Genomic DNA, 24,714 nt, shown 5'->3' with positions numbered 1-24,714 from the left:
TAACCAAATCCTCTAATATCTATTATCCACCACTTACAGGAGGAATGAGTGCAACAGTGTCCCCGCTACGCACTTCAGCATTTCCCCTCGTATATATTTCGTTGACTGCAACCATCACGTTTTGTGCAGTATCAACTCCATATACCTCCTGTAATTCTATTTTAATTTCATCAACCGTTGTTTGATCTTTTTGAATGATGATTTGTTGTTTACCGGCCTTCTCAGCAAGGCCGGCGAACAATAATACGCTAATCATGCCGCTTCCCTTCTTTCTCGTTAAGTTGGAGAGTACTAGGTTTTCCTTCAGGGTAAGAAACGGTTTCAAGCTGATCACCTATCCAAGCCTCTCCATCTTCCCAGTATTCCTTTTTCCAAATAGGAACTATTTCCTTTATTCGTTCAATCGCATATTCATTGGCTTCGTATGCAGCTTTCCGATGAGGTGATGAAACAGCTATTGCCACTGCAATGTCACATATCTCAAGAGTGCCAATACGATGCACAATGGCAGCTTCTGTATCAGGCCAGCGTTTTTTAATTTCTTGTCCAATTTGACTCAACATATTTTCCGCCATTGGTATGTATGCTTCATATGTTAAACGCAGCGTTTTTTTGCCATTTGTCCATTCTCTTACCGTGCCTATGAATGTCGTAATGGCTCCCGCTTTGCGTCTTGTGACATGCTGAATCAATTCATTCACATCAATCGGCTCTTTTGTGATCTTAAAAAGTTCATTCATACGAGGCTTCCCCCTTCAATAAATTAAAAGCAAATGTGATCCCGCGCTTGTCAAATGCTGAAAACACAGGAAACGGGTATTTCTCAGTGAATTGTATTTCTTTATTGAAATAAATGGCTGCTTGTATATGAGAAAGTGTCGAAAGATCAATGAGTTCCTGTTCGTCTTTGACACACAGGATTTTGCGGTAAGGCGCCTGTTTGTATCCTTCGATCAAGATGGCATCTAAAGGAAGATGCTGACACATGTTGAGTAGTTGTGCGAATGTCATGTGCTGCATGAAAAAGTGACATTCACCTTCTCCCTCCACACCAGCGGCAAATGCACCCGCTTGAACATATCGATCCGTATCTTTTTGTTTGAACAGACGGTCTGGCTTTCCGCCATGTCCGTGATGTTTGAAGCAGCCTAGCTGCATTTCTTCTTCATCCGCCAGCTGACATAATTTTTCGATCAGCGTCGTTTTACCACTATTTTGATAGCCCACGACTTGTAGAATGATTAATTTGTCATCCAACATGGAGCACCGCCTTCGTGGTGAAATAGCAGAACGCTGACCTGGTCACCTGCACTAAACCCTCTTGTTCCTCCAGGCAAAACAATGAAACAATCAGCATGAGCAATAGATGTCACCGCACTAGATTTATCAAGACCGGTTGGCGTCACACTCAGCTGGCTGCCAGCGAAATCAAGTGATGCTCTAACAAATCGAGTGAATGGATTGGCTTTTGGAAAATCATGTGTCAGCTTCGCCTCAGCAAAAACGGGAAATGGATTTTCTTTCAAACACCATTTATAAATGATCGGTTTGACAAATAGTTCAAAGCCAACAAAACAGGCAGCCGGATTTCCTGACAGCCCATAAAGCAATTGACCATTTGACAACGCAGCAACGGTCGTCACACTTCCAGGTCTCATCGCCACTTTATTAAACAACACATCTGCACCTAGTTTTTCATAAATAGCAGGTAAAAAGTCAAAATCACCTACCGATACACCACCTGTTGTGATGAGCATATCAACTTTGCTTAAGGCTGCTTTTACGGCTTCATAGCTTTGATCAAAATCATCGGATACACCGCCTAAATCAAGCGGTTCTCCTCCAGCTTCAAGAACCTGAGCGTACACCATACTTAGGTTACTATTTCTAATTTTACCGTCCACCATGGCATCACTTACTTGTAGGAGCTCGGTACCTGTTGAGATGATACCGATCACCGGTTTTTTGACGACTGGCACAACCGCATATCCGAACGTTGCCAATATCGCCGTCACGCCTGGGGTAACTTTTGAGCCTTTTTTGATCATGACGTTCCCTTTGAGGGTCTCTTCTCCTTGCCGAGAAATATTGTCCCCCTTTTTCAGAGGTCTTTTAAGTGACATCATTGATTTACCGTCTTTTTCAAACGTTTTCGTCAATTCGAGCATGATCACAACATTTGCTCCTTTTGGAATCTTCGCTCCTGTCATGATGCGAATCGCTTGAAAAGGACCGATCGTTTTTGCAGAAACAATACCTGCCCCTATATGATCAATGACCTCAAATTCAACCGGATGCTCGCTCGATGCATCCTTTGTATCTTCTGCTCGAAGTGCAAAACCATCATACGGAGAACGATCAAAGGCAGGAACATCATGGTCTGCTAAAATATCCTCTGCAATCCATCTTCCAAGGCTGTTCTTTAAAGGAACCCATTCGACTTGTCCATGTTTTTGAAATTGGTGGACTTTCTTTACTGCCTCTTCTACTGGAATTGGCTGTCGTCTTTCCATCACTTCTCACTCCTATATGCCTAGCAGTCTTGCTAGTAATGAATTGGCTACTCTTTCATCATTTGTCCCATGGATTAATACACGTCCTCCTTTAAAACAAACGATACGGTGTGTTTCATAGCGTATATGAATTAAAAAATCGTTCACTTCCACCTCACAAATAGATGACAGACGCTCTTTTACATGCTGAAATGAAAGGTTTTCTAAATCCTTCGATATGATCTGAATGGTGTCACGCCCGCAAAGAATCGCTGTTTTTTTTCGCTGTTCATCTAAATATGGATACGTTCTATTTATGCCGCAAGATGGACAGCTCTCCTGCTTCGTACGAGATACATCCATTTTAAACGAAGACGACTGCCACAAATCAAACGTGACAAACTTTCGCTCCATTTGCTCTTCATGCCCAGTTAAATATTTTAATGCCTCTGTTTGCTGATAAGCCGACACCATTTGGACAGCAGGAGAAATAATACCAGCTGTATCACATGTCAAACCCCCAACAGGCACTGAGGTAAACACACAGGATAAGCAAGGTGTTTTGCCCGGCAAAATGGTCATATACATTCCCTGACTGCTCACACAGGCACCGTAAATCCAAGGCGTATTTGTTTCTAATGATAAGTCATTCATCACCATTCTTGTCTCAAAATTATCAGTCGCATCAATGACGATATTTGCCTTTCGGAATAAAGGTCTTAACAGCTCTACTCCTGCATCTCCAATAATGGCGTGTATGGTCACTTCATGGTTGATCTCTTGGAGACGTTTTTTCGCCGCTGCCGCTTTTGGCACATGCATCTTTGCATCGTGTTCAGTGTACAGCTGCTGCCGCTGTAAATTTGAGAATTCGACATAATCACGATCTACAATCGTCAAAGTACCAATTCCAGATCGGACAAGCCCTTCAGCAGATGCTGTTCCAAGTGCACCAGCTCCAACAATAAGGACATGACTTTCGGAAAGCGCAGACTGCCCTTTTTCGCCTACCGGAGGGAACAAGATTTGCCTTGAATATCGCTCGTTCAATATTGTTCTCTCCTTCTCGTTTTTATGTATCATATCATACCGTTTTCAGGTAAATCGCTTCTTTTATTGATATTGTGAAATTCATTTGGTGCCACGTTCAGTTCGTCGGCTGGAACAACCTGGACGTGAAGTTTTTGTAATAAATCTTTGATAGCTAATTGATTCTCTTTTAAGCACGCAGAAATAAACGGAAGACTGCGGCGGTGATAAAGCGCAAATAACGGCTGTAATCTTTCCTGCACCATCGGGACCACAGCATCTACATGCTCATGGCAATAAGAAGATAAAGCGACGGTTGTCTCTTTTCGTATGAATGGCATATCACATGCCGTCACTAAATACCACTCTGCTTCTTGCTTTTGCATAGCGGTATATATGCCTGCAAGCGGGCCATACCCACGCACCTGTTCATCATCTAACCAAACAGCTTGTTCCCCTCTTGCTTTGAAAAAAGGCAGAAGCTTCGGGTGACTGATGATGATGGTTTCCCCTTTCAAAAGTTGCTCTTTCACATGTTCATATAGTGGTTTCCCCTGATAGACATGACTTGCTTTTGGCTCTCCAAAACGCCTAGAAGCACCTCCAGCTAGTATCACATTCACTATTCTCATCATCTCATCCCCTTTGATATGGTTGTTCTAATCGCACTCATTTCGCATACTTTATTGATAACATGAATAAGGAGGGTCTACCTATGAACCGGCGCCATGCTTCTCCCCTATTCCATGATCTGTCTCAAGAAAATCTATTTTTAAAAGCTGAAACGGCCAAATATCAACAGATGATTTCAGATTTAAAGTCCACGTATACGTATGCTAAAAACAAGAAGCTATCTCAAGAATATCATGAGATGAAAAAGGATTTCACTCAATTAAAACAACAATTGGATGAAATGACCATTGACCAAGACGAAGCATCATCTAAAATACAGGATCTCTCTTATAGCAAATCGGAATTATTACATAAAATCGTCCTTCTTCATGAAATGCTGCAAAAGGAAACCTATCATAGACGAAAAGAAACAGAGGAAAAGCACCGATTGCATTTGAAGGTTGTAAAATATAAGGAAATGTCTCAGCAACTACAGGAGCGATTACTAGACCAAGATAAACAGCTTGCAAAAGAGGAGAAAAAAGGAAATACTTTATCCGCTGTGATTGAAAAACTGCAGCAAACTCTAGGCGATAAAAACGCAGAGCTTCATTTATTACAAGAAGGCGTCCGGCATCTACAGGAGCGTTTTTATGAAACACAAGAAAAATTACTGCAAATCGAAAAAGCAAAAGAGGCCATTTTTTATGAAACGCTCACGAGCTACCAAAAACAGTTAGCCGAAAGCGAGGAATGGATCGCTTCTCATTTTGCTGATATCGACCAGTCAGCCCAAACAAATGCCGAGCCGTTCTCACAAGACCCTATTTTGCAAACAACCGAAGAAATAGGACCGATTTTGAAGAAACTAAACGAACAAGTAGAAACGCTCCAGGCAAAAGTTGATGCGGTGCAGCGGAGTGGAGAGGTTATGACAGTGAAGATCGATGGATTTAAAAAACAGCGCGACAACATGCCCAAAGAACGAAAGATTGTCTATACAGTTGATCAAAAAAAGTGATCCATTCATCACGTACGCAAGAAAAAACTGCTGGCATTTACGCCCAGCAGTTTCTTTTTTATTTATTCGTCTTCTGTTTGAATGTCGCCTTCTAAAATATACTGTCCGCGATAAGGTTTCTTCACTTCTGGGTACATTTTAATTAAGCTTTGCATAAACGTTGTCATATTTGGAATTTCAAGACCGCTCTCTTTTTCAATCTCTTTTTGAAGTTCAGAGCTTTTAATCGCCGCATTATGACGCTTTAATGTTTTGATTGCAGCTTCACGAAGCTTAGCTGCCTTTGATCCAGGTCTAGCTGTGCCTCTTCTGCGTCTTGTAGATCCTTCAGGAATACCTACAGGTGCACCATTTAGCTGACCTGTTCCTAAAGATGATGTAACGTTTGACTGCGTTTGCGCAGGCTGATTGTAGCTTCTCATTTCTTGTGCAGCCAGCTCAGCTAATACAGGCAGTGAATCTGTTTTTCTCTCTGTACGTACTTCTTTTTTTGTATCTGTGACGAGACCTGTACCTTGACGGTCTAATTCTCTTAGTTTTGCGTAAATCGCATCTCGTTCAATTTGATATTCACGGATGACCTTTACTTCTGCTTCATTTAATTGTTCCAATCGTAAACGTAACGCTTCCCTCTCATTAAACAATGGATTTCCCCCTCATCATATAAAAAATATTCTATAGTAAATATTAGATTAGAAAACTAATTTTATCAACTATTTTTTTATCATTTTACAGTTTGCTATCAGATAGGTATTTCCAACTAAAATTTTGCCAAAGAAGAAAAATCGGCACCCATTTCATTGCCACTATAGGCTTTTGACCACCTTTAAAATATTGTAAAAATTTTGAATAAATGCTTATACTACTTGATTTATATAGTTATTTACCAAACTGAAATTTCTTTTGTGCAAAAACGTTCTGAATAGTAAAAAGTTAAAATCTTTACATTTTCATTTCAAAATAAAAATGTAAATAGGTCATAATACCTTTTTATTTTAGGAAATTTTTTTAATGAAATCCCTCATTTTCTCTTTTCTTAGGCATTCCACCTACAATCATATTCATCCATGCAATATGTCTCCTATTTTTCCCCATGAAAAAACCCCCATTCATGGGGGGAAAGCCTATTCTGCAGCCTTTTCAGACTCAGAAAGAACTCGATTGACACGTTTTTCAAGCATTTTCATACCGCTTCCGCCAGCTTGGAAGTGGCGTAAAGCACCTGTTTTATCGAATACATAGTAAGCTGGTACATATTCGTTCTCAAATGCTTCTGTTAATTTATGGTCGCTGTCTACAAAGATTGGCTGAGTGATTTCATGCTCATTTGCAACCTCTTTGATTTTTTCTAGATCTAGGTCATCCTCTGAACGTGGCATATGAACTGCGATCACGTTTAGTTGATCCTTGTATTCATCACGGAATTGGTTCACTTGCGGCATCGCCTCTTTACAAAGGTGACAGCTAACTGACCAGAAGTGGATCAATGTTGGTTTATCACCAATTAATTCTTCTCTTGTTACTTCTCCATTTAACCATTCTTTTGCACCAGTTAGTTCCGGCATTGGTTGACGTAATTTCATTTTGAAGCGCCTCCATCCATTGTATGTCTCGAAACAAAAAAGTCTAACATCAGTTAGACCCCAGCATGTAGACAAACCCTCGCATTCTTTGTCAGTCCTGCGTGCTGGTGCTCACGAATGTCACATTCGCTTCGCGCCAGTACTCGTTCTTCCTAGACTTCAAAGGTTTTTTATCACGCTGAAAAGAAGACAAAGGGCTAAAATCAAGTTCATTTTAGCCCTTTGTCAACAATCTGAAGGTCTAACACCAGTTAGACTGTTTCTTCAACTATCAATTAAAGTGTTTTTTGACCAGGCTTCCAGTTCGCTGGGCAAAGTCCACCAGTTTGTAATGCTTGAAGAACACGTAGTGTCTCATCTACATCACGACCGATATTGTTGTGGAATACTGTTTGATATTGAAGTTCGCCTTCTGGGTTAATGATGAATAGACCACGAAGTGCAATTCCTTCTTCTTCAATTAAAACACCGTATTCTCTAGATACTGTGTGGTTTGTATCAGCAGCTAGTGGGTATTTTAATTCTCCAAGACCATTGTCTTTACGATCTGTGTTGATCCAAGCAAGATGCGTATGGATTGTATCAGTAGATACACCGATGATTTCTGCATCTAAATCTTCAAACTCATCATAACGATCGCTCATTGCTGTAATTTCAGTTGGACAAACAAAAGTGAAATCCATTGGATAGAAGAAAAGAACTGTCCATTTGTCATTCTTGATGTTTTCCTCTAAACTCACTTTACCAAATTCCTTATTAGCAAGTACTGCTTCCATTTCAAAACGTGGAGCTTGTTTTCCTACAAAACGCTCTGCCATATGTAAATCCCTCCAAAAATAATATCTTTATACAGACTTCTTAGCTGTATATAAAATGAGAATCAACAGGTTGAATTCTCATTTAGTTAATAACTTCACAAATATAATTATAATACTTAAGCGATTTTTAGTCAATATTAATTAATAATAAATTTAATTAACGATTTGTCACAATCTCTCGCTCCAACTATTAAAAGTTTAACATGACTTGCATAAGGGAACAAATGATTAGCTTCTCATTTCGCACATACATAGAAAGGTTTTGAAGATCATGAAAGCACTTGAACAAGTAGATTGGGTTTCCATCATCATGAATATCAGTATGATTTTGCTAAAACTCATTGCTATTTTTGTGATTTATTTTATCATCAGAGCGATTGGAAATAAGATGATTAAGCGTGCCTATTCAGCATTCTCTGAGAAGCACGATGTCTCTTTATCACGAGCTCAAACGCTGCAAAGTCTTACCTTAAATATTTTCGCCTACTTGCTGATTTTTATTCTAGTTGTGATGATCCTCGACTTATTTCACTATAACCCAACCGCCTTGCTGGCTGGCGCAGGTGTTGTAGGACTTGCCATTGGATTTGGCGCTCAGGGATTAGTGAGTGATATTGTGACAGGCTTCTTCATACTGCTCGAAAAACAATTTGATGTCGGCGAGTATATAACGGTTGCTGGTTTCGATGGGATCGTTGAACAAATTGGACTGAGAACAACACAGCTTAGAAGCTTTGATGGCACTCTTCATTTCATTCCGAACCGAAGTATACTGAATGTAAGCAATCATTCACGAGGGACGATGCAGGCACTCGTTGATATCGAATTATCCCCAGATGAAAATGTGGATCAGATGATCAGCACTTTGCAAACAGCCTGTGATGAAGTTCGTGAGAGCATGCCGCAAATCATCGAAGGTCCTCAAGTCGTTGGAGTGGAATCATTTGGCTCCTCATCCCTCGTCCTTCGCATCATTGCAAAAACTGAAACGATGGAGCAGTGGCGTGTCGAACGAATTCTACGCAAAAAAATGAAAGAAGCACTCGATCTAGCCAAAGAGCAAAAAGAACCAGGATCATAATATCCTGGTTCTTTTTTGTTAGTTTTATTGAACACGCTGTTCTACTTCTTGACAAATTTCATCAGCCGTCATACCTGACGCTGTAATAACAGATGCCTTTGTCGTTGTGTCTGAAATGCCAAGAACATTTGAATCTAACCCTGTGACCACATAACAGTCACACTGATCCATTTGCTGTTCATTTTGAATTCGTACGACATCATACCCTTTTTGCTTCAAAAGTTCTTCTACATCGGATAAAGATGGTTCTACACCAATTCTTGTCATAATCAAGAACACCTCCTGTTCATAAGGTGTACAGGAGACCATTTGATTATTCATTCACCTGCTTGCTTTTTAAAATAAGCCGTCATGACGTTCACAGCTGTTTCAATCGCATTTTCGTCAGGCGTGAGTTTTGCATGGTGCAGACCATATTCTGAATCTACCCCTAGCCAAAACATGAACCCAGGGTATTTTTTCAGCATGTAGCCGAAATCTTCTCCTGTCATCGCTTCTCTGCATTCAATGACGTTCGCAAGACCTTCTTCGGCTACATATGACATAAATTCTTCTGTCAAATCCTTTGAATTGTCCACTTCGTAATAAGATGAAGGGTATCGAACTGTCGCCTTGCATTCATAGCCAATTTCAATTCCCTTTGCAAGTGCTTCAATTCGTTTTCTCACCTTTTCCATAGACTCTGGCGAGAGCGTGCGAATGGTTCCATCAAGCTTTGCGTGCTGCGCAATGATATTTTGAGCAGTGCCACCTGTAATCGTGCCAACTGTAATGACGGCACTATCAAGAGGGTCCACATTACGTGAAATCACCGATTGCAGCTGCCCTACTAGTGCACTTGCAGCCACCACCATATCATTTGCTAAATGAGGGTATGCGGCATGCCCGCCTTTTCCTTCAAGATCGATCACAAGCTCACTCGTATTAGCAAATAATAGGCCCGGCTTTGTTGCAATCGTGCCGACTGGATATTCAGGTGCAATATGCAGCGCTGTAATAAAGTCTGGCGTCCACTTTTTTAGAACATCACTTGCAAGCATTGGTTCAGCTCCGCCTGGCCCTTCTTCTGCCGGTTGGAAAATAAATAGCAGATCTTCTTTGATTGGCTGATGCACGAAATGATCAATGATACCAAGAGCAATGGTCATATGAAGATCATGTCCACATGCATGCATGTAGCCTTCATGTACCGATTGAAATGGGTAGCCCGTTTCTTCAGGGATAGATAATCCGTCCATATCTGCACGATACGCAAAGACACGCGCAGGATTTGTCCCTTTTACTTTCACAAAAAGTCCAGTCCGCCATGTTTCCATCTCAATTCGATCTGTTGGGTACGATTCGAGATGCTTGATGAGGTAAGCTTGTGTTTTAAATTCCTTAAAACCAAGCTCAGGAATTTGGTGCAAATCTCTTCGAATGGATATTAATTGCTCACGATTTAACAAGTGAACTCGCTTCCTTTCCTCTATACGAATAAGACGTGGATATATCATCCACGTCTATGTCTTCAGCTGCGAATTGTGTCAATTAAAGCTGACGCAGTTCTTGTTTGATTTCAGTTTTACCTTTTGTTTTTTCATCAATGTCTTTGATTTTCTTTGCAGGTGTACCTGCTACAACCGTGTAAGGCTCGACATCGTTCACAACGATCGCTCCAGCTGCTACAACTGCACCTTTTCCAATTGTCACACCTTCTAAAACAACAGCGTTTGCACCGATGACAACATCATCTTCTACTACAACTGGCTTAGCAGAAGGCGGCTCAATAACACCTGCAAGAACAGATCCCGCACCGATATGACAGTTCTTACCTACTGTCGCACGGCCGCCAAGAACAACGTTCATATCAATCATCGTACCTTCACCGATGACTGAACCGATATTAATAGAAGCACCCATCATGATGACTGCATTATCGCCAATTTCCACTTGATCACGAATGATTGCACCTGGCTCAATACGTGCTTTGATGTTTTTCAAATCCAACATAGGAATCGCAGAGTTACGACGGTCATTTTCCACGACAACATCTTCAATTTTGTCTTTGTTTGATGCTAGAGCTTCTTGAATTTCGCTCCACTCACCGAAGACAACACCAGTGTTACCTGTGATAAATGTTTTTGCATGTTCACCAAATTCAATACCTTCTAAGTCCCCTTTAATGTAGACTTTCACAGGTGTTGATTTTGTACTATTTTGAATAAATGAAATAATTTCATTAGCGTCCATTTGTTTCATGTATGTATGTCCTCCTCTTAATTTATACTTCATTACTGTACCAAAGGAGAGTTTTAATGACAAGTGAAAGAATCGTCTGCGCCTTGGCAAATAAAACAAGCGGGCCTCTTTATCCCGCTTCTTGCTGGTGAAGATGAACAAATTGTCTACCAAAAGAAATCAATTCCTCTTCCTCGTTTCCTTCTGGATTCAGCTCAATTTTGATGGATGGTAGGACGATATCACCGCCCAGTTCTTTCACTTTTTCTTCAATTAAATCCACAGCTCCGCAAAAATGTTCATAAGATGTATCTCCAGAACCGAATACAGCAAATGCTTTACCCGTCAAATCCAGCTCTTCCATTTCCTCATATAGATCAATAAAATCATCTGGAAGATCACCATCTCCCCAAGTATATGCACCTAACAGAATGTGCGAGTAATCATGAAGAAGTTCAGCATCAATATCCATCGCTTCATGCCGGTCCACGCTAGCCCCAGCTTCCTTTAATCCTTTTTCGATTAAATCAGCCATTGCTTCTGTATTTCCTGACATTGTGGCATACACCAATAAAACTTTTTTCGTCACTTTTTCTTCCTCCTTATTAATGAATCAGTGCAGGTTCCTCATAAGGCCTGACAAACTTACTTTCATATAAACCCGCACAGAAAAAATTCTCCTTTTGATTGGCGACACGAAAACCGTGCCCTTTGATCGTATCAAACCACTTGAGCTCTTTTTGCTCTATATCAAGCTGATATACCTTAGAAAATCCATGCTCGTCCTGTGAGGTGGTCACGTACACAATGCCGTTATCCTCTGACACATCCAAAAATGATTCCTCTCGCGCAAAAGCTTGTGATTGAATATCATGCAGCATATTTGTATGTAAGTCTAAAATTTGAACAGATCCTCTTTTCCCTTTTTTAGAGCCCATCGCACAGACAAGGAGGTGTTCCCCGCAAAGCAACATAGAAGCAGTCATTCGGTGCTCTTCTCTGTTTAGGAGAAAAATCTGTTCACTTTGCAAGTCATACACCCATATTCCTCCATGCACCTCATGAATCTGTGTTCCAATATAAAGATAATCACCGGCTACACATAATGAGCGAATCACAGGGGGCTGATTTACATGAGCAAATGGCTTCATAATTTCCCAGGAAATTCCGAAATCGGTTGACACATAAATACTATGCTTTCCATGTGCGCATACAAACCCATCTTTGCGTCCTGTAATAGACCAAACAACTGCATTTGTCGGAAAAGATGATAGCGCCCACGTGTGGCCCTCATCTCCTGATCGTATGACAGTTCCATTTTCACCAACTCCGAACAAATACGGACCAATATAACTGATAGCGTGGATTTTATGCTTGAGCTTAAAAAGCTGCTGCCATCCGCCCTCCACACTGTAATGAAAAATACCTTCTCGTTTGACAGCAACAAAGTAGCCGCCACTTTTAGACGCAGCAACAGCTGTCGCACCTTTATGAAACATGATTTTCAACTCTTTTCTCAGACAATGATGCCCACGTTAAAAAGCTCGTTGCAAACTCCTCACAGCACGCCACATCTTCATCTGTATCTGGCGCAAGTTCCATTTTCAATGTTTCAGGAAATACGGATGCACCTGTCGATTTCAGCATGTCATGAAAGGTATGAACAGCCTCGCAAAACTTCGGATAACTGTAATCGCCTGATCCAAATACCGCCGCTTTGATGTGAGAAAGTTCAAGGGATGAGACCTCTTCATAAAAATCTTCAGCTTCATAAGGTAAATCACCGTCACCCCATGTGTAAGAGCCGATCATGACATAATCGTATGAAGAAAGATCTTCTGCACTTGTGTCGTCAAATTCCATCATCTCTGTCTCTATCCCTTTTCCTTCAAGCGTTTGTTTTAAGATCGCTGCCATATCTTCCGTATTGCCAGACATACTCGCAAATGCAATTAGTGCTTTCATCTATTGGTCACCTCATCTAAATGATAATCATTTTCAATTATTATATGTACACTTTAAATGATAATGATTTTCATTGTCAAATGTTTTATGAAAAGGTGCTGTTCAAAATACACATGACGTACATCAAAAAACCGCTCATTCCAATTGGAAGGCGGCTTTAATTGATCATCACTCTATCTCTTTGTGATGTACTCTTTTTTTATTTCTGAATAAAATATGGACCGCAATCGGTTTCGTGCGTCATCACAAATGTCCAATTTTCTTCCCAATCCATGACATACAGATCACTATAGTCCATGTGTCCGTCTGTATACGGCAATTCCTTTACTGACAGGTCAGCGGCGTTTTCAAACAGATACGCTTCTTGAGCAAATTGATAAAAAAGAGTACATGTATGCTTTGATTGCTGATGAAAGGCGTTGATCGCTGCCTCTTTTTCAAGGCATTCAACTTTTCCCCAGCTACATAAGTGCCATAGGAAGCCATCCATCCCAATCTCTTTTTGTTCTTCTAAAGAAAGATGACTTGCAAAACGTCCACGCCATCTCTCGCGTAAATAAGTTCCCCATTTCGGTATATCCATCTTCTTTTTTCGTTGATTTCTCATCATTTCTTCCAGCTTTCTTCTTTTTCAGTATGAAACAAGTAAATCTATTAGAAACCTAATCAAACTACTTATCCTAAAAAAGCACCTCCTCTTCCAGAAGTACTTACACTGCCTCACTTTCAAGCATTTCTTTCACCACACCAACAAATGCTTGAACTTGTTTTAACTGAAAAGAGGCTTCATATCCTAACAGCCACGTGTCACGTCCGATTTGCTCTCCATTTGCGTCTACGAGCGGGGTTTTGTGTACGCTTTTCTCATGATCATATAGGGTGACCGAAGGCAAAATGGCGTAGCCGATACCGTGATAGGCCATTTGTTTACATGTCTCAATCTGGTCCACAAGAATCGTCTGTTTTGGCGACACTTTAAACTTTTGATGCCACCAGTGCTGAATTTCTTGATAATAGGTGCTATCACTTTTAAATTGAATAAACGGGCGTTCTGTCTCAATTAACTCATCCACGTCCTTGATGACAGAATCGACTAAATATAAATGATCGGTCATTAAGTATTCCTTTGTGCCCTTCCAATCAGGATTCCCGCGAATGATGCCGATGTGGACATGGTCTTCATACAGACTTTTAAGCATCTCACTGCTCCAGCCTGTCACAAGAGATACTTTGGCATTTGGGTATTTCTCGACATACCGCTTCAACACCTTTGGCAGCCAGTGCTGACCAATAATGGACGCAACTGCAAGCTTGAGTGTACCGTGAATGTCTCCTTCAAGCTCGTCAATTCTCTCTCGCACTCGATCCTGCTCAGTCGTGACCTCTTTGGCGAATTGAATAATCTGTTCGCCAGCTGAAGTGACTGTCAAGCCTTTTTGTGAACGAAAAAAGATTTTGGTTCCCCACTCTTTTTCAATCGTTTGCAGCCTTTGAGATAAGGCAGGCTGAGAGACAAAGAGCCGCTCTGAAGCCTTTCTCATATTCAATTCCTCACTAAGTACAACAAGCATATGTAACTCTTGAAGCTGCATGGGCGCCCTCCTTCTCTTGATAAGTTTTTCTTATTTTATATAGTCATTATATAAATAATAGCTTATGAAGGCAAAAAAAATAAGCTGGGCTGCAGCTCATTTTTTTGCGGAATGAATGACCTCATTTAAGCGCTTTAATACAACACGCCGAGTGAAAATTCCTTCGAATACTTGCTCCTCATTTTCCACACAAACAAACCCATTATTCGTCACAGCGTGAACGCCTTTTAAAACAGGATCGGTCGTTTTCAGTCTTGGAATATCTGATAGCATGACCTCTTCTACCTTCAATTGGTCGAGCTTTTCAAATTCAATTCGTTCTAAGCCAAAGATTTTATCCATAATCATATTTGTTCCAATTAACCCATGAAGGTGATAAGAAGCATCCAGAACAGGTATGGCTGTATATCCTGTTTTTGTCAGGACCAATAGGGCGTGTTCAAGATTATTTCCAATTTGAACGTGTGCCACTTTATCTGCATCAATCATATGCTCAGCTACTGTTGACTCAAGTAATTGAGCCGGTTCTATCTCTATCATGTTTCTTCGACCCCTTTTCTCTCAATCATCAATCATACATTCCCCTTTAACATTAAGCATAAACTAAAACGAATTTTGTCGAAAGATTTTTTTCTGCATAAAAAAGATACTCAGCGTAGAGTATCTAATAGAATGTTCAATCGATATTAATTCTCAAACCTTACTCTGTCATACAATGTGATCAATTTCTTATACGTATTGTCGTCGACATTTTTTGTTCCACATTCTATATCATTGATCTCACTGCTTAGTAATTCGACAGCATATTCCTGATTCAGTAATACGTTTAATAATAGCTTTTTCTCTTCTTCATTAAAACGATTTTCGATGACGCTCATTCAACATCAGGCCCCCTGTTTCATATATGCTTTTATATTGATTAGCAGGCGTTTGAATGTCTGCTTCCTCTCTATACAGCTAGAATAAGGAACTAGAATCGAATCGTCAACCGCACGTTTCGACAACGTTTGGAGAAAAATGACGGAATTTATTTTGTGTATCGATTGGCGTAGCAAAATGCTGCGTATGAGTCGGGTTTTATTTTTGCTTCAATTCCCATGGCTGTGATCATTCCGGTCATTTCCTGGATCAGCTCTTTTGTACTTCCTTTTTTGCCAATATCTAGATGGACTTCAAAACGAAGGTCTGCCCCTTCCTCAGCAAACGGAAGAAGCAAATCCATCAGTTCTGTTAAAGGTCCCTCAAGGATGTCTGAACATACCTTTTGGCTAAACGCTGTCTCTAATGAAATTTTTTCTCTAAGACTTTGTACAGGCCGATTCAACACTTGTTGCGTGAGACAGCCCCAAGCTCCTTTGCCGATCCGGTGAAGATGAATGGCAGTCATAAATGTTGTGACATTCTGATTGACCTGAGAGTCCGTACCAATTGATAGTACATAAACAGATCTCGGGTCTTTTTGAATAAAGTCTTTCATTCTCATGACAACATCAGAAAACGCTAAATGCTCTTCAGAGAGATTAAAGAAAAAAGAATCACTCACAGAAAGGAACTCCTTTTTAATGGTCTCTTATCCGAATATTGCACTGAATGATCATCTTCCATTTGTTCATCACTTATGAAGTGTATGCTTCCGCAATCAACGAAGGAATTCTTAGAAAAAACATTTCATACGATTCAGCTTAGGATTGTAGAAGCTCAAAAATCTCAATCGAAATCATATCAATGTTGTCAAATGGGAAAGTGTTTGGCTTATCCCCTTGTTGAAAAACAGTCAATTCAAACGTTTGATTCTTTTCGAAATACTTAACACTACAGATTTTCTCACCGTTCACTTCGAAATAACGCTGTGCCGGCTCGTTTGCAGCTTCTGCTGTCTCTTGAAGACTTTGCAGCCTTGTAATGATACCCATTAATTGTGACATTCTAAAAAAAGACTCCTTTCAAAAAAACAACTCAAGATGAACCCGTATTGATTATACACAAGTCCTACAAAGCATCATACCATAAAGTGTTCTCAGATGATATTTTTCCTCTTGAATTCAAAAAAAGAAAAAGAATCTGTTTTTTTATTTTGAGTCTTTTTTCTTATCTCATGCATCTTGTTTTTTATAAACCGGCCGATCTCATCAGGCGTTTCGCAATTTCGTCAAAATCTTCTTTTGAAATACCTGGAGCAAACTCTTCCGGCAAATCTCTATAATCTGGCACGGGTGCACCTTTTGGCGTACCCTCAATAACTGTCAGCGGCTTTCCATCAATCGGATGGTTTCCTTTCCAAATTTGATTGATATCCTTATAATCCGTGTCACTAAATGTATACAGCTTTGTATGAACATTTTGATCTTCAAACTTTCTTGCAGAATCAAAGTATTTATTGTCGAGATTTGGAATCGGCAGCATCTTCCCAACATCTACTCCTGTCGCTACCTCAAGGGCTTTTGCATACGCCACAACATGTACGCCGCCTCTGACAAGTAAATAACCGATCATTTCTCTTGCCGTAGGGTGATCCGTCATTTCATATACGCGCATTTTATGCGTACGAGCTCCGCACTCTAGGAAGAAGTTATGAAGAAGATCCAGAATCAGATTACCACTTGAGAACACATTCTCACCTGTCCACGGCTTTGCCATGGAGTCAAACGGATAGCCTGTTTGTGCCGTTTGGATAAAATGCTGCGTATTTCGTTTATCAACAGCCGCTTTCATCGGGGTCGTATCTGGATCGCCCCCATGGGTGGTTCCCGTAATCATGAGATTGACTGCAGTTGTCACAAGCTCTACATGACCGAATTCTTCAGCTGTAATACTTGATACAAGATCATAAAATGGTTTGAGCTTTCGTTTCCCTCTAAAGTTAAACGATTGAAACATGTAGTTATTTAATGTGGACATTTCACCAAATTTTCCGCCGAGTAATTCTTGCACAGCCGCTGCACCATTTGCATCTGGGTGATCAGGCATTGGTAAATCAATCAGCAGCCGCTTGTCACGTTTGATCATGACTTTTCCCTCCTACTGTCTAACTATCATCATTTAAGGTGTATGGATGAATTGGGATGTCCTATGCATGAAGGGAATGATTGGCGCACAAAAAAAACTTGGCGGGGGTAGCGCCAAGTTTTTTGGATCTTGATCTGATAGAGGGGTTGGGGAACAGAGAGTAGCTTCTCTCTATAACTAAATGATAATGATTATCAGTTTCATTGTCAACCATTTTTTCTATCTTTTTTCTAATAAAAAAAACAGCCATGACGGCTGTTTTTAAATTAATCCTTCCTGCTCATATAGATAAGCATACGGAAGATCTACAAACAAATACACGTCTCCCTCTAACGGATAAGAAAACGTACGTATTCGTTCTCCAGTTTCTAAATCACTGTAGATATCGCTGAAGAATCCTTTTCCGCTAATTCTCATTTGAAGAATATTCGCTAGAAAATAAGGGCGCCAGCTCCAGTTTTTCTCTATATACTCTGGCTGAAACAGCCATTCTTTCTCTTTCTTAAACACATTCCCAGTGATTTGAAACCCTTCTTCATTACACATATAAATGCGAAAGCTGCAATCGGTTAGTTCATGTGCCAGTTTTTGTATAAGTTCATCATTTGTGCTGCATGATTTTTTTAACGTACTGACGGCTTGATGTATTCGCTTATAAAAGGTTTCAGAATGTTCATAGACAGCTTGGAGTTTCTTTTTCTCATGGGCAATGAATTGCTGAAATTCTTCTTTAAGCTTTTCTTTTCGTTTGTTCCGGTCAATTAATTCTGCCGCAGGCTCGTGAAGGTAGAAGCCTTGAAAATATCTTCCGCCATTTCTCCATGCATATTGCAGCTGAAAATTCGCTTCAATATCTTCATAGATTAAAGCCGCTCCTATTTTTCTTGCAAGAAGTGAAATGCTGTATAACACATATTCATAGGAAGGAGATGGAGACGAAGCCCTTAAAGCCTGTAGATCTATTTTTAATAGATCAGGTGAAAGCAGAGCAATCCGGTCAAGATTGCTGCTTTCTTTTCCTATATTAGATACGGCGATTTTGATCCCATATGTACGATAATACGTTAACGTATGGTAAAGCTGTTCAATGTCGCCGCTAAACGTATGTTCAGTAATTTCAATGACAAACCGGCTAAGCTGAATACCCTTTGCTTCATATTCTTTTAAAAGTTCTAAAAAACTTTCGCCATGATCAAGCATGAGGACATTCGCATCATGATTAATAAAGATGAGCAAATCTTCATCTGCGGTTGTGAAGAGATCAAGCGCTTGACTTAATACTTTGTGATCTACTTCCAATTTATATTCGTCAGGAATAGATGAATCCGTAAAGAAGGAGCCTAGACTAACTGTTCCCGACTCAAGCTTCATTCTTCCAAGAATCTCATAGCCTATCACTTTTTGTTCCTCCGCACTGAAGATCGCTTGATAGTGCGGGAAAACAGCTTCAATATTCGTTAAAATATCCAATGGATCGACCATTTTCATCACCTGCTTCTCTCTTTGTGTGATTATACCATATCAAAAGCAGGTCTTACACGGTCATTCAAAATGGTGATTGGTTGAGCCATTGCCCCCCATCCATCGTGATACAATCTCCATTAATATAAGATGCATGCTCAGATAATAAGAAACTCGCAAGTTCTGCAATTTCTTCTGGTGTGCCAAGTCTACCGAGCGGAACACTATCTAATGTTCTTTGGGCAGCCTCTTCAGATTCCCACAGTTTATCTGCACCACCTGTTCTTTCAATGGGCCCCGGCGCAATGGCATTTACGCGAATGCGATATTGCTTTCCCCATTCGACTGCAAGCGTTCGAGTAAGAGACAGTACGCCTGCTTTTGCGGCTGCTGAATGCGCTACACCAACACCAGCCCCCCATGCATATGTGGCGACCATGTTGATCATACTTCCGCTTTTCTTTTGACGAATCCAATAGTTGCCCACTGCATGGCTGCAAAAAAAGGTGCCATTTAGCACAATATCTATGACCGCTTTCCAGCCGTTAGGAGACAGTTTTTCTGCTGGAACTAAAAAGTTGCCTGCCGCGTTATTAATAATTGCATCCACATCACCAAATGTATCTACCGCAAACTTTACCATTTGATCAGCATCTTCTGGATGTCGCACATCCATTTGAAAATAAGCGATCGAACCACCTTGCTGTTTGATTTCATTTGCCGTTGTTTCAAGGGTCTCTTCTGTTCTTCCAGTAATCACAACATTCCAGCCCCCGAGTGCCAAATGAGTCGCCATCGCCTTCCCCATTCCGCTTGATCCCCCTGTGACAATCACTGTTTGCTTCGTCATTTGTTCTCCCCCTTTGTGGTTTTGAATGACTATTCATTCATTATCCGTTTATCATATCATGATTTCCCCTCCATGCACCATATGGGAGATTCATCAAAAATCATGCTATACTTAATTTTATTTTTAAAGGAGACTTATATGAAGCAACTTTCCCGCAGGCAGTTTTTAAAAGGAGCAGCTGGTGCGAGTATTCTCGGTCTTTTGGCGACCACATCCGGTTATGGCTATGCTCGGTACATTGAGCCGCGCATGATCGACACCGTATCACTCACCATTCATGATGCTCAGCTACCGGCTTCGTTTAACCAGTTTAAAATTGCTCAATTTAGTGATGTTCATTTAAGTGATACATTTCCGGCAAAAGATTTAGAGACTGTTGTCCAAAAAATCAACGCTGCATCTCCAGATCTCATTGTGTTTACAGGTGACCTTGTTGATTTTGAAGCATCGATTGAAGAACATGAAAAAGCCAAAGCCTCTTTGTCTAAGCTTGATGCTCCGTTTGGAAAGTTTGCCATATGCGGAAATCATGACTACGGACCATTTGGCATTGATCTATATGAGGAAACGATGAAAGCTTGCGGTTTTACATTATGTAAAAATGAAGTGTTTCACTTAGAAAAAGAAGGCGGACGCATACAGATTGCTACACTGGATGATCTCATGATGAGTATGCCTGATTACCATTTCATTAAACGAGAAGTCTCTTCTGATCTCTTTACGTTATTGCTTGTGCATGAGCCTGATGCCGCACTAGAGCTTGAAACAATACCTATTAACTTGCAGCTTTCTGGGCATACGCATGGTGGTCAAATACAGCTTCCTTTCTATGGACCGATTCTCACAGCACCTTTTGGGCGTACATATGTCGAAGGCTTATACGGTAGCTATCAGCACCGTATCTATGTCAACCGCGGGCTTGGGACAACTAGACTGCCGCTTCGGTTTTTAGCCAAACCTGAAATCACTTTTTTCACCTTAACATCTCACGTGTAAAGAGAAGCCAAATCACCTTTTCCTGCATATGTATAAACAAAGATCATTCTCATGACAAATGTTAGGAGAAACCTTATTGGGCCTGATCCCGTCCATATAGTATATGTGAGGCGGGGATCATGGCTTCTTTTATTTGAGTAAAAGGAGTGTGCTTTCGTGCTGCGATACACGGTAAAAAGTGGAGAAACACTTGCTTCTATAGCACTTGATTTTCGAACAACGACAGATGCTTTAAAGGCTGCAAATCCGTCACTTCAAGCCCGCGAGCCAGAACAAAATGAAGTCATCATCATCCCTGGGTTACCGGATCCTAACACGATCCCTTACCGCATATCTGTGTCAATTTCAGCGAAACGTCTCGTACTGTTTTCTGGATCACAGCTCTTGCGCTCATACCCGATCGCAACTGGCAGAATATTAAACATGACACCGACAGGTTCTTATTATATTGTCAACAGACAGCCAAACCCAGGAGGTCCCTTTGGCGCCTATTGGCTGAGCCTTTCAAAAGTTCATTACGGCATCCATGGAACGAATAACCCGTCTTCAATTGGTAAAGCTGTGTCTAGAGGGTGCATTCGCATGTACAATCAGAATGTCATCGAACTTGCTTCAATAGTTCCAAATGGAACACCTGTGACCATTAGCCAGTAGGAGAAATCAATTGTACGAATGGTTAAAATTTTATATGATAGAAAGTGGGATCTTCAGGTTAAGGAGCGTATTTATGGATATTTTTAAAAACAGAAATTTTGTTCGTCTCTTTTTTGCAGCACTTGCCTCGCAAATGGGGACAACAGTAGGCAATATGGCGTTTGCCTTTTATTTGCTCGATCATTTTAGTCATCAGCCCGCTTACGCCACTTTAGCAGAGCTAATGTATTCACTGCCTACGATCTTTGTCTTTTTTATGGTCGGTGTGGTCGCAGACCGTTTTGATCGTAAAAAAGTCGCAGAGAATTGTGATTGGATACGAGCTGGGCTGACGATCGTTTTATTTATCGTCATTTATTTTAATTCACTGCCGCTTATTTTCTTGATCTTGTTTATACGAAGCGCCATTACGAAGTTCTTCTATCCAGCTGAAGCCTCTCTCGTTCAGGCCATTTTAAATAAAGATCAATATGCAAAAGCTGCTGGTTTAAATCAGATGCTGTTTAGTTTGTTTATGGTATTTGGTGTTGGAATAGGTGCCATTATGTATAAAACGATTGGACTTCACGGTGCTATTACCATTGATTTGGTCAGTTTTATTATTTCCGGTATTCTCATTCGATCATGCAATATTCCAATTGAAGCACGACAGCCAAATGGACAAGCAGGCTGGAAAGGCATGACCGTTAAGACGTCTCTAAAAGATTTTAAAGAAGGCATTCTCTATATTTTAAAAAATAAATTATTGGCTTCTTTAATTTTCGGCTTTTTTGTTTTTGGTCTTGTGAATGGCGCATTTGCCGTTCTTCCGATGTTTACAATGAAATACGGTCTTTCACCGGACCATTTTGAACTGCATACATCCTTTTTTACGATCGCAATCGGTGCCGGACTTCTAGTTGGAAGCTTACTTGGCTCTATTCTTGCGAAAAAGGTAAAGATGCAATATCTCATGTCGATTCCAATTCTAGTTGCAGGTATTTTAATTTTTGTCCTTGGTTCTACCCATACATTATGGTTATTTTATGTCACATCATTTGTCATTGGTACATGTATTGGTCCAGTCAACATTGTCATTGGAGGCTGGCTCCCAAGAATTGTTCACCCTCGTCTGATGGGACGCGTATCAGGGTGGGTTGATCCGCTTACCATGTTTGCACAATCAATGACGCTAGGTTTAATTGCCGTGTTATTTCCAAAGCTCATCACCAATGTTTCTTACATTTATTACGGAATGGGTATTATTATTTTACTCGTCTTCCTTTTTTACTTCATTACACTGCCAAAGTTCAGCAGAGAAGCTGCTGACTTAGATGTGCAGCGTGAATTAAAAGGGCAAGGAGTACAATAGATGAAGCAAAAAGGGCTAAAATAAACATTATTTTAGCCCTTTTTCTTCTTTTCAGCGTGATAGAAAACCTTTGCAGTCTAAGAAGGACGAGTACTGGCGCGGAGCGAATTTCACATTCGTGAGCACCAGCACGCAGGACTGACAACGAATGCGAGGGTTTGTCTACACGCTGAGGACTTTCTTCTATAGAAAGTCCTTTTTTCATGGAAGTAACAAGATAAACGACGATTATTTTTTCTGCTCATCGAAATGATTTGAAGCAAAATGAACGATTCTATCGACTGTATAAATGCTAATAAATAAGATGAGAAAAAGAAGAAGAGGATGAATCGGCCGATCATCTACCATGTACACAATGCCTCCAACGACAAAAGCGACCAATAAAGGCGTTAAAATACCTTTCAATCTAAACCGTCCTTTCTGTTCTCATTGACTTTGATCTTCTTATCTTACAACCAATTTTCCTTTTTATGAAATAAAAGGAATGTGTATAAATGCAACATTTTCAATAAAAATTCTTTACAATATTGGAAGTTTTATAGTAATATAGTCAGGTTGGAGGTGAGGGGTATGCTAAAAAGCTATTATTTTATTCATACAAAAAATGATCAAGGACAATACGTTGTACATACAGAAGACTGCGCATTTTTAGGTGATGCAGCAAGTCGTACGTTGATTGGTCTGCACATGAACAGTGAAAGCGCCATGGATGAAGCCAAAAAAATGACGAGTGAAACTGATTTTAACGGCTGTTTTTACTGTGCTTATTCTAGCCATACGAAATAGTCCATGATCTTAAGCCATATGTTCGACCATGATTGTCTTGCATATGGTAGATTTTATCCGGCAATCCCGTTCTCATATAAGTCATTAACTACCCATTTATTTTAAAATAGGTAGTTATCTATGTTTAATAGTTCACTTTATATACATTTCACATATTTAATTTACCTATCATCTATCAATGAACCCAATTTCTTCTTTTCCCCTCTTATTTTAGGCTGGTATAATGCCATGAATAATATCATGTATACAATACACGCTGTCCCTATCCACTGGAAAAGACCAAATGGCTCTTTTAACCAGAAAACAGTGGTTATCACTGCTGCAAGGGGTTCGACACTTCCAATTAAGCTTGAGTCTTTCGGAGATAAATACTTCAAACTTTCGATGTAAAACCAAAATGCGATCATCGTTCCAAATACAATGACAAATAATAAATAAATATACGCTTCAAAAGGTAATTGAGACAGGTTCACCTTCCATGGAGGATGGACCAAGCTAAGGGCAGCTCCCCCTATAAGCATCGCCCAGCCAACAACAACAAGTGAATCGAATTGTTTTAACAGCTTGATTGGATATAACGTATAAAAGGACAATGCCACGGCTGATAGTATTCCCCAAAATACCGCAACAGCTGGAACAGTTAATGTGGAAACGGAACCATTCGTCAATAAGAGAAACATGCCAACCAAAGCCAATGCGACCGTCAACATATCTCTTTTTGTAAAAGTGGATTGCCGGCGAAATACTAGATACACGATAATCATGACAGGTGCTGTATATTGTAGCAATGTAGCCACCGCAGCATTCCCATGATGAATGGACACCATATAAGTATATTGAACAGCTAACATGCCCATTAGTCCAAATATCAGCACTTGAATGGCCGTACTCTTCATTTTCAACACGCCAATCAATTGCGTGCGTTCTTTCGTCATGTAATGAACAAATAAAAGCAACCCGCCTGAAATGAGCAGCCTGACAGTGACCAGCCAATTGACGTCAATTCCATATTGCTGAAACAATTTTTGTGAAACGGTTCCTCCTACTCCCCAACAGATAGCTCCTATCAGTACAAGAAAAATTCCCTTTCTCCTCTTCATTTTTATTCTCCTCAATTCTAAAAAAATCATGATAATATAGTTGATAGTAGTTCAATTTTTTACATATTGATATATCAATTGAACATAAAAATAAAAG

32 protein-coding genes are annotated in these 24,714 nt (G+C 40.2%); 6 read left to right on the top strand and 26 right to left on the bottom strand.

All coding sequences use genetic code 11. From position 1 onward, the window contains the following. Positions 1-22 precede the first annotated feature (22 nt). Genes moaD through LCD32_RS06560 form a run of 6 tightly spaced genes read right to left on the bottom strand, consistent with a single transcriptional unit; the run spans position 23 to position 4,153 of the window. Entirely contained in the window at positions 23-256 is a 234-nt protein-coding gene (gene moaD, locus LCD32_RS06585; RefSeq protein WP_008345159.1) for a molybdopterin converting factor subunit 1, read from the bottom strand. Beyond that, the gene (locus LCD32_RS06580) at positions 249-740 is read right to left on the bottom strand and encodes a molybdenum cofactor biosynthesis protein MoaE (RefSeq protein ID WP_008345161.1); all 492 of its coding nucleotides are present in this window, start codon (positions 738-740) and stop codon (positions 249-251) included. Before LCD32_RS06580 ends, moaD begins: the two co-directional genes overlap by 8 nt. After that, positions 733-1,260 carry a molybdopterin-guanine dinucleotide biosynthesis protein B gene (gene mobB / locus LCD32_RS06575; RefSeq protein WP_060781635.1) on the bottom strand — a complete coding sequence of 176 codons (528 nt, stop codon included), beginning with the start codon at positions 1,258-1,260 and terminating at the stop codon, positions 733-735. The genes LCD32_RS06580 and mobB overlap by 8 nt, the downstream gene beginning before the upstream one ends. Then, positions 1,242-2,516: a gephyrin-like molybdotransferase Glp gene (glp, locus tag LCD32_RS06570; RefSeq protein ID WP_060781028.1), complete on the bottom strand. Its 1,275-nt coding sequence runs from the start codon at positions 2,514-2,516 to the stop codon at positions 1,242-1,244. Before glp ends, mobB begins: the two co-directional genes overlap by 19 nt. Positions 2,517-2,525: 9 nt before the next feature. Next, entirely contained in the window at positions 2,526-3,542 is a 1,017-nt protein-coding gene (locus LCD32_RS06565) for a ThiF family adenylyltransferase (RefSeq protein WP_060781027.1), read from the bottom strand. Between the two features lie 29 nt (positions 3,543-3,571). Next, the gene (locus LCD32_RS06560) at positions 3,572-4,153 is read right to left on the bottom strand and encodes a molybdenum cofactor guanylyltransferase (protein ID WP_205630553.1); all 582 of its coding nucleotides are present in this window, start codon (positions 4,151-4,153) and stop codon (positions 3,572-3,574) included. 83 nt (positions 4,154-4,236) lie between these two features. Here LCD32_RS06560 and LCD32_RS06555 point away from each other — a divergent pair, with 83 nt between their 5' ends. Next, entirely contained in the window at positions 4,237-5,154 is a 918-nt protein-coding gene (locus tag LCD32_RS06555) for a hypothetical protein (protein WP_060781025.1), read from the top strand. Positions 5,155-5,216: 62 nt separating this feature from the next. Here LCD32_RS06555 and LCD32_RS06550 read toward each other — a convergent pair whose 3' ends face one another. From LCD32_RS06550 to ahpA, 3 genes are all read right to left on the bottom strand, one after another. After that, positions 5,217-5,798 (bottom strand): hypothetical protein, encoded by a 582-nt coding sequence (locus LCD32_RS06550; RefSeq protein WP_007498648.1) that lies wholly within the window; start codon positions 5,796-5,798, stop codon positions 5,217-5,219. A 480-nt stretch (positions 5,799-6,278) separates the two neighbouring features. Then, positions 6,279-6,737 (bottom strand): TlpA disulfide reductase family protein, encoded by a 459-nt coding sequence (locus tag LCD32_RS06545; RefSeq protein ID WP_008345174.1) that lies wholly within the window; start codon positions 6,735-6,737, stop codon positions 6,279-6,281. A 275-nt stretch (positions 6,738-7,012) separates the two neighbouring features. Continuing rightward, positions 7,013-7,555 (bottom strand): biofilm-specific peroxidase AhpA, encoded by a 543-nt coding sequence (gene ahpA / locus LCD32_RS06540; protein ID WP_007498654.1) that lies wholly within the window; start codon positions 7,553-7,555, stop codon positions 7,013-7,015. A gap of 271 nt (positions 7,556-7,826) precedes the next feature. Here ahpA and LCD32_RS06535 point away from each other — a divergent pair, with 271 nt between their 5' ends. Next, positions 7,827-8,636, top strand: a complete 810-nt coding sequence (locus LCD32_RS06535; RefSeq protein ID WP_060781024.1) for a mechanosensitive ion channel family protein — start codon at positions 7,827-7,829, stop codon at positions 8,634-8,636. 24 nt (positions 8,637-8,660) lie between these two features. On the opposite strand, the gene LCD32_RS06530 is transcribed toward LCD32_RS06535, so the two are convergent. From LCD32_RS06530 to fadH, 15 genes are all read right to left on the bottom strand, one after another. Then, the gene (locus LCD32_RS06530; protein ID WP_003211408.1) at positions 8,661-8,903 is read right to left on the bottom strand and encodes a YkuS family protein; all 243 of its coding nucleotides are present in this window, start codon (positions 8,901-8,903) and stop codon (positions 8,661-8,663) included. A 50-nt stretch (positions 8,904-8,953) separates the two neighbouring features. Beyond that, a complete protein-coding gene (locus LCD32_RS06525) occupies positions 8,954-10,132 on the bottom strand; it encodes an N-acetyldiaminopimelate deacetylase (protein ID WP_051005660.1) in 1,179 nt (392 codons plus the stop codon). A gap of 34 nt (positions 10,133-10,166) precedes the next feature. Further along, positions 10,167-10,877: a 2,3,4,5-tetrahydropyridine-2,6-dicarboxylate N-acetyltransferase gene (gene dapD, locus LCD32_RS06520; RefSeq protein WP_008347987.1), complete on the bottom strand. Its 711-nt coding sequence runs from the start codon at positions 10,875-10,877 to the stop codon at positions 10,167-10,169. A gap of 109 nt (positions 10,878-10,986) precedes the next feature. After that, on the bottom strand, positions 10,987-11,445 hold the full coding sequence (locus LCD32_RS06515) for a flavodoxin (RefSeq protein ID WP_008347989.1): 459 nt from the start codon (positions 11,443-11,445) through the stop codon (positions 10,987-10,989). Between the two features lie 16 nt (positions 11,446-11,461). Next, positions 11,462-12,355, bottom strand: coding sequence for a WD40/YVTN/BNR-like repeat-containing protein (locus LCD32_RS06510; RefSeq protein WP_008347991.1), 894 nt, complete (start codon positions 12,353-12,355; stop codon positions 11,462-11,464). Continuing rightward, entirely contained in the window at positions 12,345-12,821 is a 477-nt protein-coding gene (locus tag LCD32_RS06505) for a flavodoxin (RefSeq protein ID WP_017367153.1), read from the bottom strand. The genes LCD32_RS06510 and LCD32_RS06505 overlap by 11 nt, the downstream gene beginning before the upstream one ends. A gap of 199 nt (positions 12,822-13,020) precedes the next feature. Beyond that, the gene (locus LCD32_RS06500) at positions 13,021-13,428 is read right to left on the bottom strand and encodes a DUF4275 family protein (RefSeq protein ID WP_060781023.1); all 408 of its coding nucleotides are present in this window, start codon (positions 13,426-13,428) and stop codon (positions 13,021-13,023) included. A gap of 103 nt (positions 13,429-13,531) precedes the next feature. Next, positions 13,532-14,413 carry a LysR family transcriptional regulator gene (locus LCD32_RS06495; protein WP_007498669.1) on the bottom strand — a complete coding sequence of 294 codons (882 nt, stop codon included), beginning with the start codon at positions 14,411-14,413 and terminating at the stop codon, positions 13,532-13,534. A 96-nt stretch (positions 14,414-14,509) separates the two neighbouring features. Next, the gene (gene cbpB, locus LCD32_RS06490; RefSeq protein ID WP_007498671.1) at positions 14,510-14,953 is read right to left on the bottom strand and encodes a cyclic-di-AMP-binding protein CbpB; all 444 of its coding nucleotides are present in this window, start codon (positions 14,951-14,953) and stop codon (positions 14,510-14,512) included. A gap of 146 nt (positions 14,954-15,099) precedes the next feature. Continuing rightward, entirely contained in the window at positions 15,100-15,291 is a 192-nt protein-coding gene (abbA, locus tag LCD32_RS06485; RefSeq protein WP_008347999.1) for an antirepressor AbbA, read from the bottom strand. A gap of 149 nt (positions 15,292-15,440) precedes the next feature. After that, positions 15,441-15,956: a ribonuclease H-like YkuK family protein gene (locus tag LCD32_RS06480; RefSeq protein WP_060781022.1), complete on the bottom strand. Its 516-nt coding sequence runs from the start codon at positions 15,954-15,956 to the stop codon at positions 15,441-15,443. A gap of 139 nt (positions 15,957-16,095) precedes the next feature. Further along, positions 16,096-16,338: a YkuJ family protein gene (locus tag LCD32_RS06475; RefSeq protein ID WP_003212254.1), complete on the bottom strand. Its 243-nt coding sequence runs from the start codon at positions 16,336-16,338 to the stop codon at positions 16,096-16,098. A 184-nt stretch (positions 16,339-16,522) separates the two neighbouring features. Next, complete coding sequence (locus LCD32_RS06470; RefSeq protein WP_007498675.1) at positions 16,523-17,419, bottom strand: manganese catalase family protein; 897 nt, start codon at positions 17,417-17,419, stop codon at positions 16,523-16,525. Positions 17,420-17,680: 261 nt separating this feature from the next. Continuing rightward, a complete protein-coding gene (locus tag LCD32_RS06465) occupies positions 17,681-18,901 on the bottom strand; it encodes an EAL-associated domain-containing protein (RefSeq protein WP_060781634.1) in 1,221 nt (406 codons plus the stop codon). Positions 18,902-18,965: 64 nt separating this feature from the next. After that, positions 18,966-19,730, bottom strand: a complete 765-nt coding sequence (gene fadH / locus LCD32_RS06460; RefSeq protein WP_060781021.1) for a 2,4-dienoyl-CoA reductase — start codon at positions 19,728-19,730, stop codon at positions 18,966-18,968. Positions 19,731-19,868: 138 nt separating this feature from the next. Here fadH and LCD32_RS06455 point away from each other — a divergent pair, with 138 nt between their 5' ends. The 3 genes from LCD32_RS06455 to LCD32_RS06445 all read left to right on the top strand — a co-directional run bounded on the left by LCD32_RS06455 (position 19,869) and on the right by LCD32_RS06445 (position 22,731). Further along, a complete protein-coding gene (locus LCD32_RS06455) occupies positions 19,869-20,726 on the top strand; it encodes a metallophosphoesterase (RefSeq protein ID WP_060781020.1) in 858 nt (285 codons plus the stop codon). Between the two features lie 156 nt (positions 20,727-20,882). Continuing rightward, on the top strand, positions 20,883-21,380 hold the full coding sequence (locus LCD32_RS06450; protein WP_008348009.1) for a L,D-transpeptidase family protein: 498 nt from the start codon (positions 20,883-20,885) through the stop codon (positions 21,378-21,380). Between the two features lie 73 nt (positions 21,381-21,453). Next, positions 21,454-22,731 carry an MFS transporter gene (locus LCD32_RS06445; protein ID WP_008348012.1) on the top strand — a complete coding sequence of 426 codons (1,278 nt, stop codon included), beginning with the start codon at positions 21,454-21,456 and terminating at the stop codon, positions 22,729-22,731. 228 nt (positions 22,732-22,959) lie between these two features. Here LCD32_RS06445 and LCD32_RS06440 read toward each other — a convergent pair whose 3' ends face one another. Continuing rightward, positions 22,960-23,136, bottom strand: a complete 177-nt coding sequence (locus LCD32_RS06440; RefSeq protein WP_164999005.1) for a hypothetical protein — start codon at positions 23,134-23,136, stop codon at positions 22,960-22,962. A 165-nt stretch (positions 23,137-23,301) separates the two neighbouring features. Here LCD32_RS06440 and LCD32_RS06435 point away from each other — a divergent pair, with 165 nt between their 5' ends. Beyond that, positions 23,302-23,517 carry a hypothetical protein gene (locus LCD32_RS06435; RefSeq protein WP_008348016.1) on the top strand — a complete coding sequence of 72 codons (216 nt, stop codon included), beginning with the start codon at positions 23,302-23,304 and terminating at the stop codon, positions 23,515-23,517. A gap of 161 nt (positions 23,518-23,678) precedes the next feature. Here LCD32_RS06435 and LCD32_RS06430 read toward each other — a convergent pair whose 3' ends face one another. Next, positions 23,679-24,617, bottom strand: coding sequence for a DMT family transporter (locus tag LCD32_RS06430; RefSeq protein WP_224563260.1), 939 nt, complete (start codon positions 24,615-24,617; stop codon positions 23,679-23,681). Positions 24,618-24,714: the final 97 nt, after the last annotated feature.

This window comes from Bacillus sp. RSS_NA_20 (assembly GCF_020165915.1).
GTDB classification, from domain to species: domain Bacteria; phylum Bacillota; class Bacilli; order Bacillales; family Bacillaceae; genus Bacillus; species Bacillus altitudinis.
The sequence above is the reverse complement of the archived record's forward strand: the minus strand, read 5'-3'. Positions and strand labels throughout refer to the sequence as shown.

What these genes read in the sequence shown, in the direction of transcription:
- moaD (WP_008345159.1), bottom strand. Translation starts at nt 256, where the DNA reads ATGATTAGCGTATTATTGTTCGCCGGCCTTGCTGAGAAGGCCGGTAAA.
- LCD32_RS06580 (WP_008345161.1), bottom strand. Translation starts at nt 740, where the DNA reads ATGAATGAACTTTTTAAGATCACAAAAGAGCCGATTGATGTGAATGAA.
- mobB (WP_060781635.1), bottom strand. Translation starts at nt 1,260, where the DNA reads ATGTTGGATGACAAATTAATCATTCTACAAGTCGTGGGCTATCAAAAT.
- LCD32_RS06560 (WP_205630553.1), bottom strand. Translation starts at nt 4,153, where the DNA reads ATGAGAATAGTGAATGTGATACTAGCTGGAGGTGCTTCTAGGCGTTTT.
- LCD32_RS06555 (WP_060781025.1), top strand. Translation starts at nt 4,237, where the DNA reads ATGAACCGGCGCCATGCTTCTCCCCTATTCCATGATCTGTCTCAAGAA.
- LCD32_RS06545 (WP_008345174.1), bottom strand. Translation starts at nt 6,737, where the DNA reads ATGAAATTACGTCAACCAATGCCGGAACTAACTGGTGCAAAAGAATGG.
- ahpA (WP_007498654.1), bottom strand. Translation starts at nt 7,555, where the DNA reads ATGGCAGAGCGTTTTGTAGGAAAACAAGCTCCACGTTTTGAAATGGAA.
- LCD32_RS06535 (WP_060781024.1), top strand. Translation starts at nt 7,827, where the DNA reads ATGAAAGCACTTGAACAAGTAGATTGGGTTTCCATCATCATGAATATC.
- LCD32_RS06530 (WP_003211408.1), bottom strand. Translation starts at nt 8,903, where the DNA reads ATGACAAGAATTGGTGTAGAACCATCTTTATCCGATGTAGAAGAACTT.
- LCD32_RS06525 (WP_051005660.1), bottom strand. Translation starts at nt 10,132, where the DNA reads ATGATATATCCACGTCTTATTCGTATAGAGGAAAGGAAGCGAGTTCAC.
- dapD (WP_008347987.1), bottom strand. Translation starts at nt 10,877, where the DNA reads ATGAAACAAATGGACGCTAATGAAATTATTTCATTTATTCAAAATAGT.
- LCD32_RS06510 (WP_008347991.1), bottom strand. Translation starts at nt 12,355, where the DNA reads ATGTTTCATAAAGGTGCGACAGCTGTTGCTGCGTCTAAAAGTGGCGGC.
- LCD32_RS06505 (WP_017367153.1), bottom strand. Translation starts at nt 12,821, where the DNA reads ATGAAAGCACTAATTGCATTTGCGAGTATGTCTGGCAATACGGAAGAT.
- LCD32_RS06500 (WP_060781023.1), bottom strand. Translation starts at nt 13,428, where the DNA reads ATGAGAAATCAACGAAAAAAGAAGATGGATATACCGAAATGGGGAACT.
- LCD32_RS06495 (WP_007498669.1), bottom strand. Translation starts at nt 14,413, where the DNA reads ATGCAGCTTCAAGAGTTACATATGCTTGTTGTACTTAGTGAGGAATTG.
- cbpB (WP_007498671.1), bottom strand. Translation starts at nt 14,953, where the DNA reads ATGATAGAGATAGAACCGGCTCAATTACTTGAGTCAACAGTAGCTGAG.
- abbA (WP_008347999.1), bottom strand. Translation starts at nt 15,291, where the DNA reads ATGAGCGTCATCGAAAATCGTTTTAATGAAGAAGAGAAAAAGCTATTA.
- LCD32_RS06475 (WP_003212254.1), bottom strand. Translation starts at nt 16,338, where the DNA reads ATGTCACAATTAATGGGTATCATTACAAGGCTGCAAAGTCTTCAAGAG.
- LCD32_RS06470 (WP_007498675.1), bottom strand. Translation starts at nt 17,419, where the DNA reads ATGATCAAACGTGACAAGCGGCTGCTGATTGATTTACCAATGCCTGAT.
- LCD32_RS06465 (WP_060781634.1), bottom strand. Translation starts at nt 18,901, where the DNA reads ATGGTCGATCCATTGGATATTTTAACGAATATTGAAGCTGTTTTCCCG.
- fadH (WP_060781021.1), bottom strand. Translation starts at nt 19,730, where the DNA reads ATGACGAAGCAAACAGTGATTGTCACAGGGGGATCAAGCGGAATGGGG.
- LCD32_RS06455 (WP_060781020.1), top strand. Translation starts at nt 19,869, where the DNA reads ATGAAGCAACTTTCCCGCAGGCAGTTTTTAAAAGGAGCAGCTGGTGCG.
- LCD32_RS06445 (WP_008348012.1), top strand. Translation starts at nt 21,454, where the DNA reads ATGGATATTTTTAAAAACAGAAATTTTGTTCGTCTCTTTTTTGCAGCA.
- LCD32_RS06435 (WP_008348016.1), top strand. Translation starts at nt 23,302, where the DNA reads ATGCTAAAAAGCTATTATTTTATTCATACAAAAAATGATCAAGGACAA.
- LCD32_RS06430 (WP_224563260.1), bottom strand. Translation starts at nt 24,617, where the DNA reads ATGAAGAGGAGAAAGGGAATTTTTCTTGTACTGATAGGAGCTATCTGT.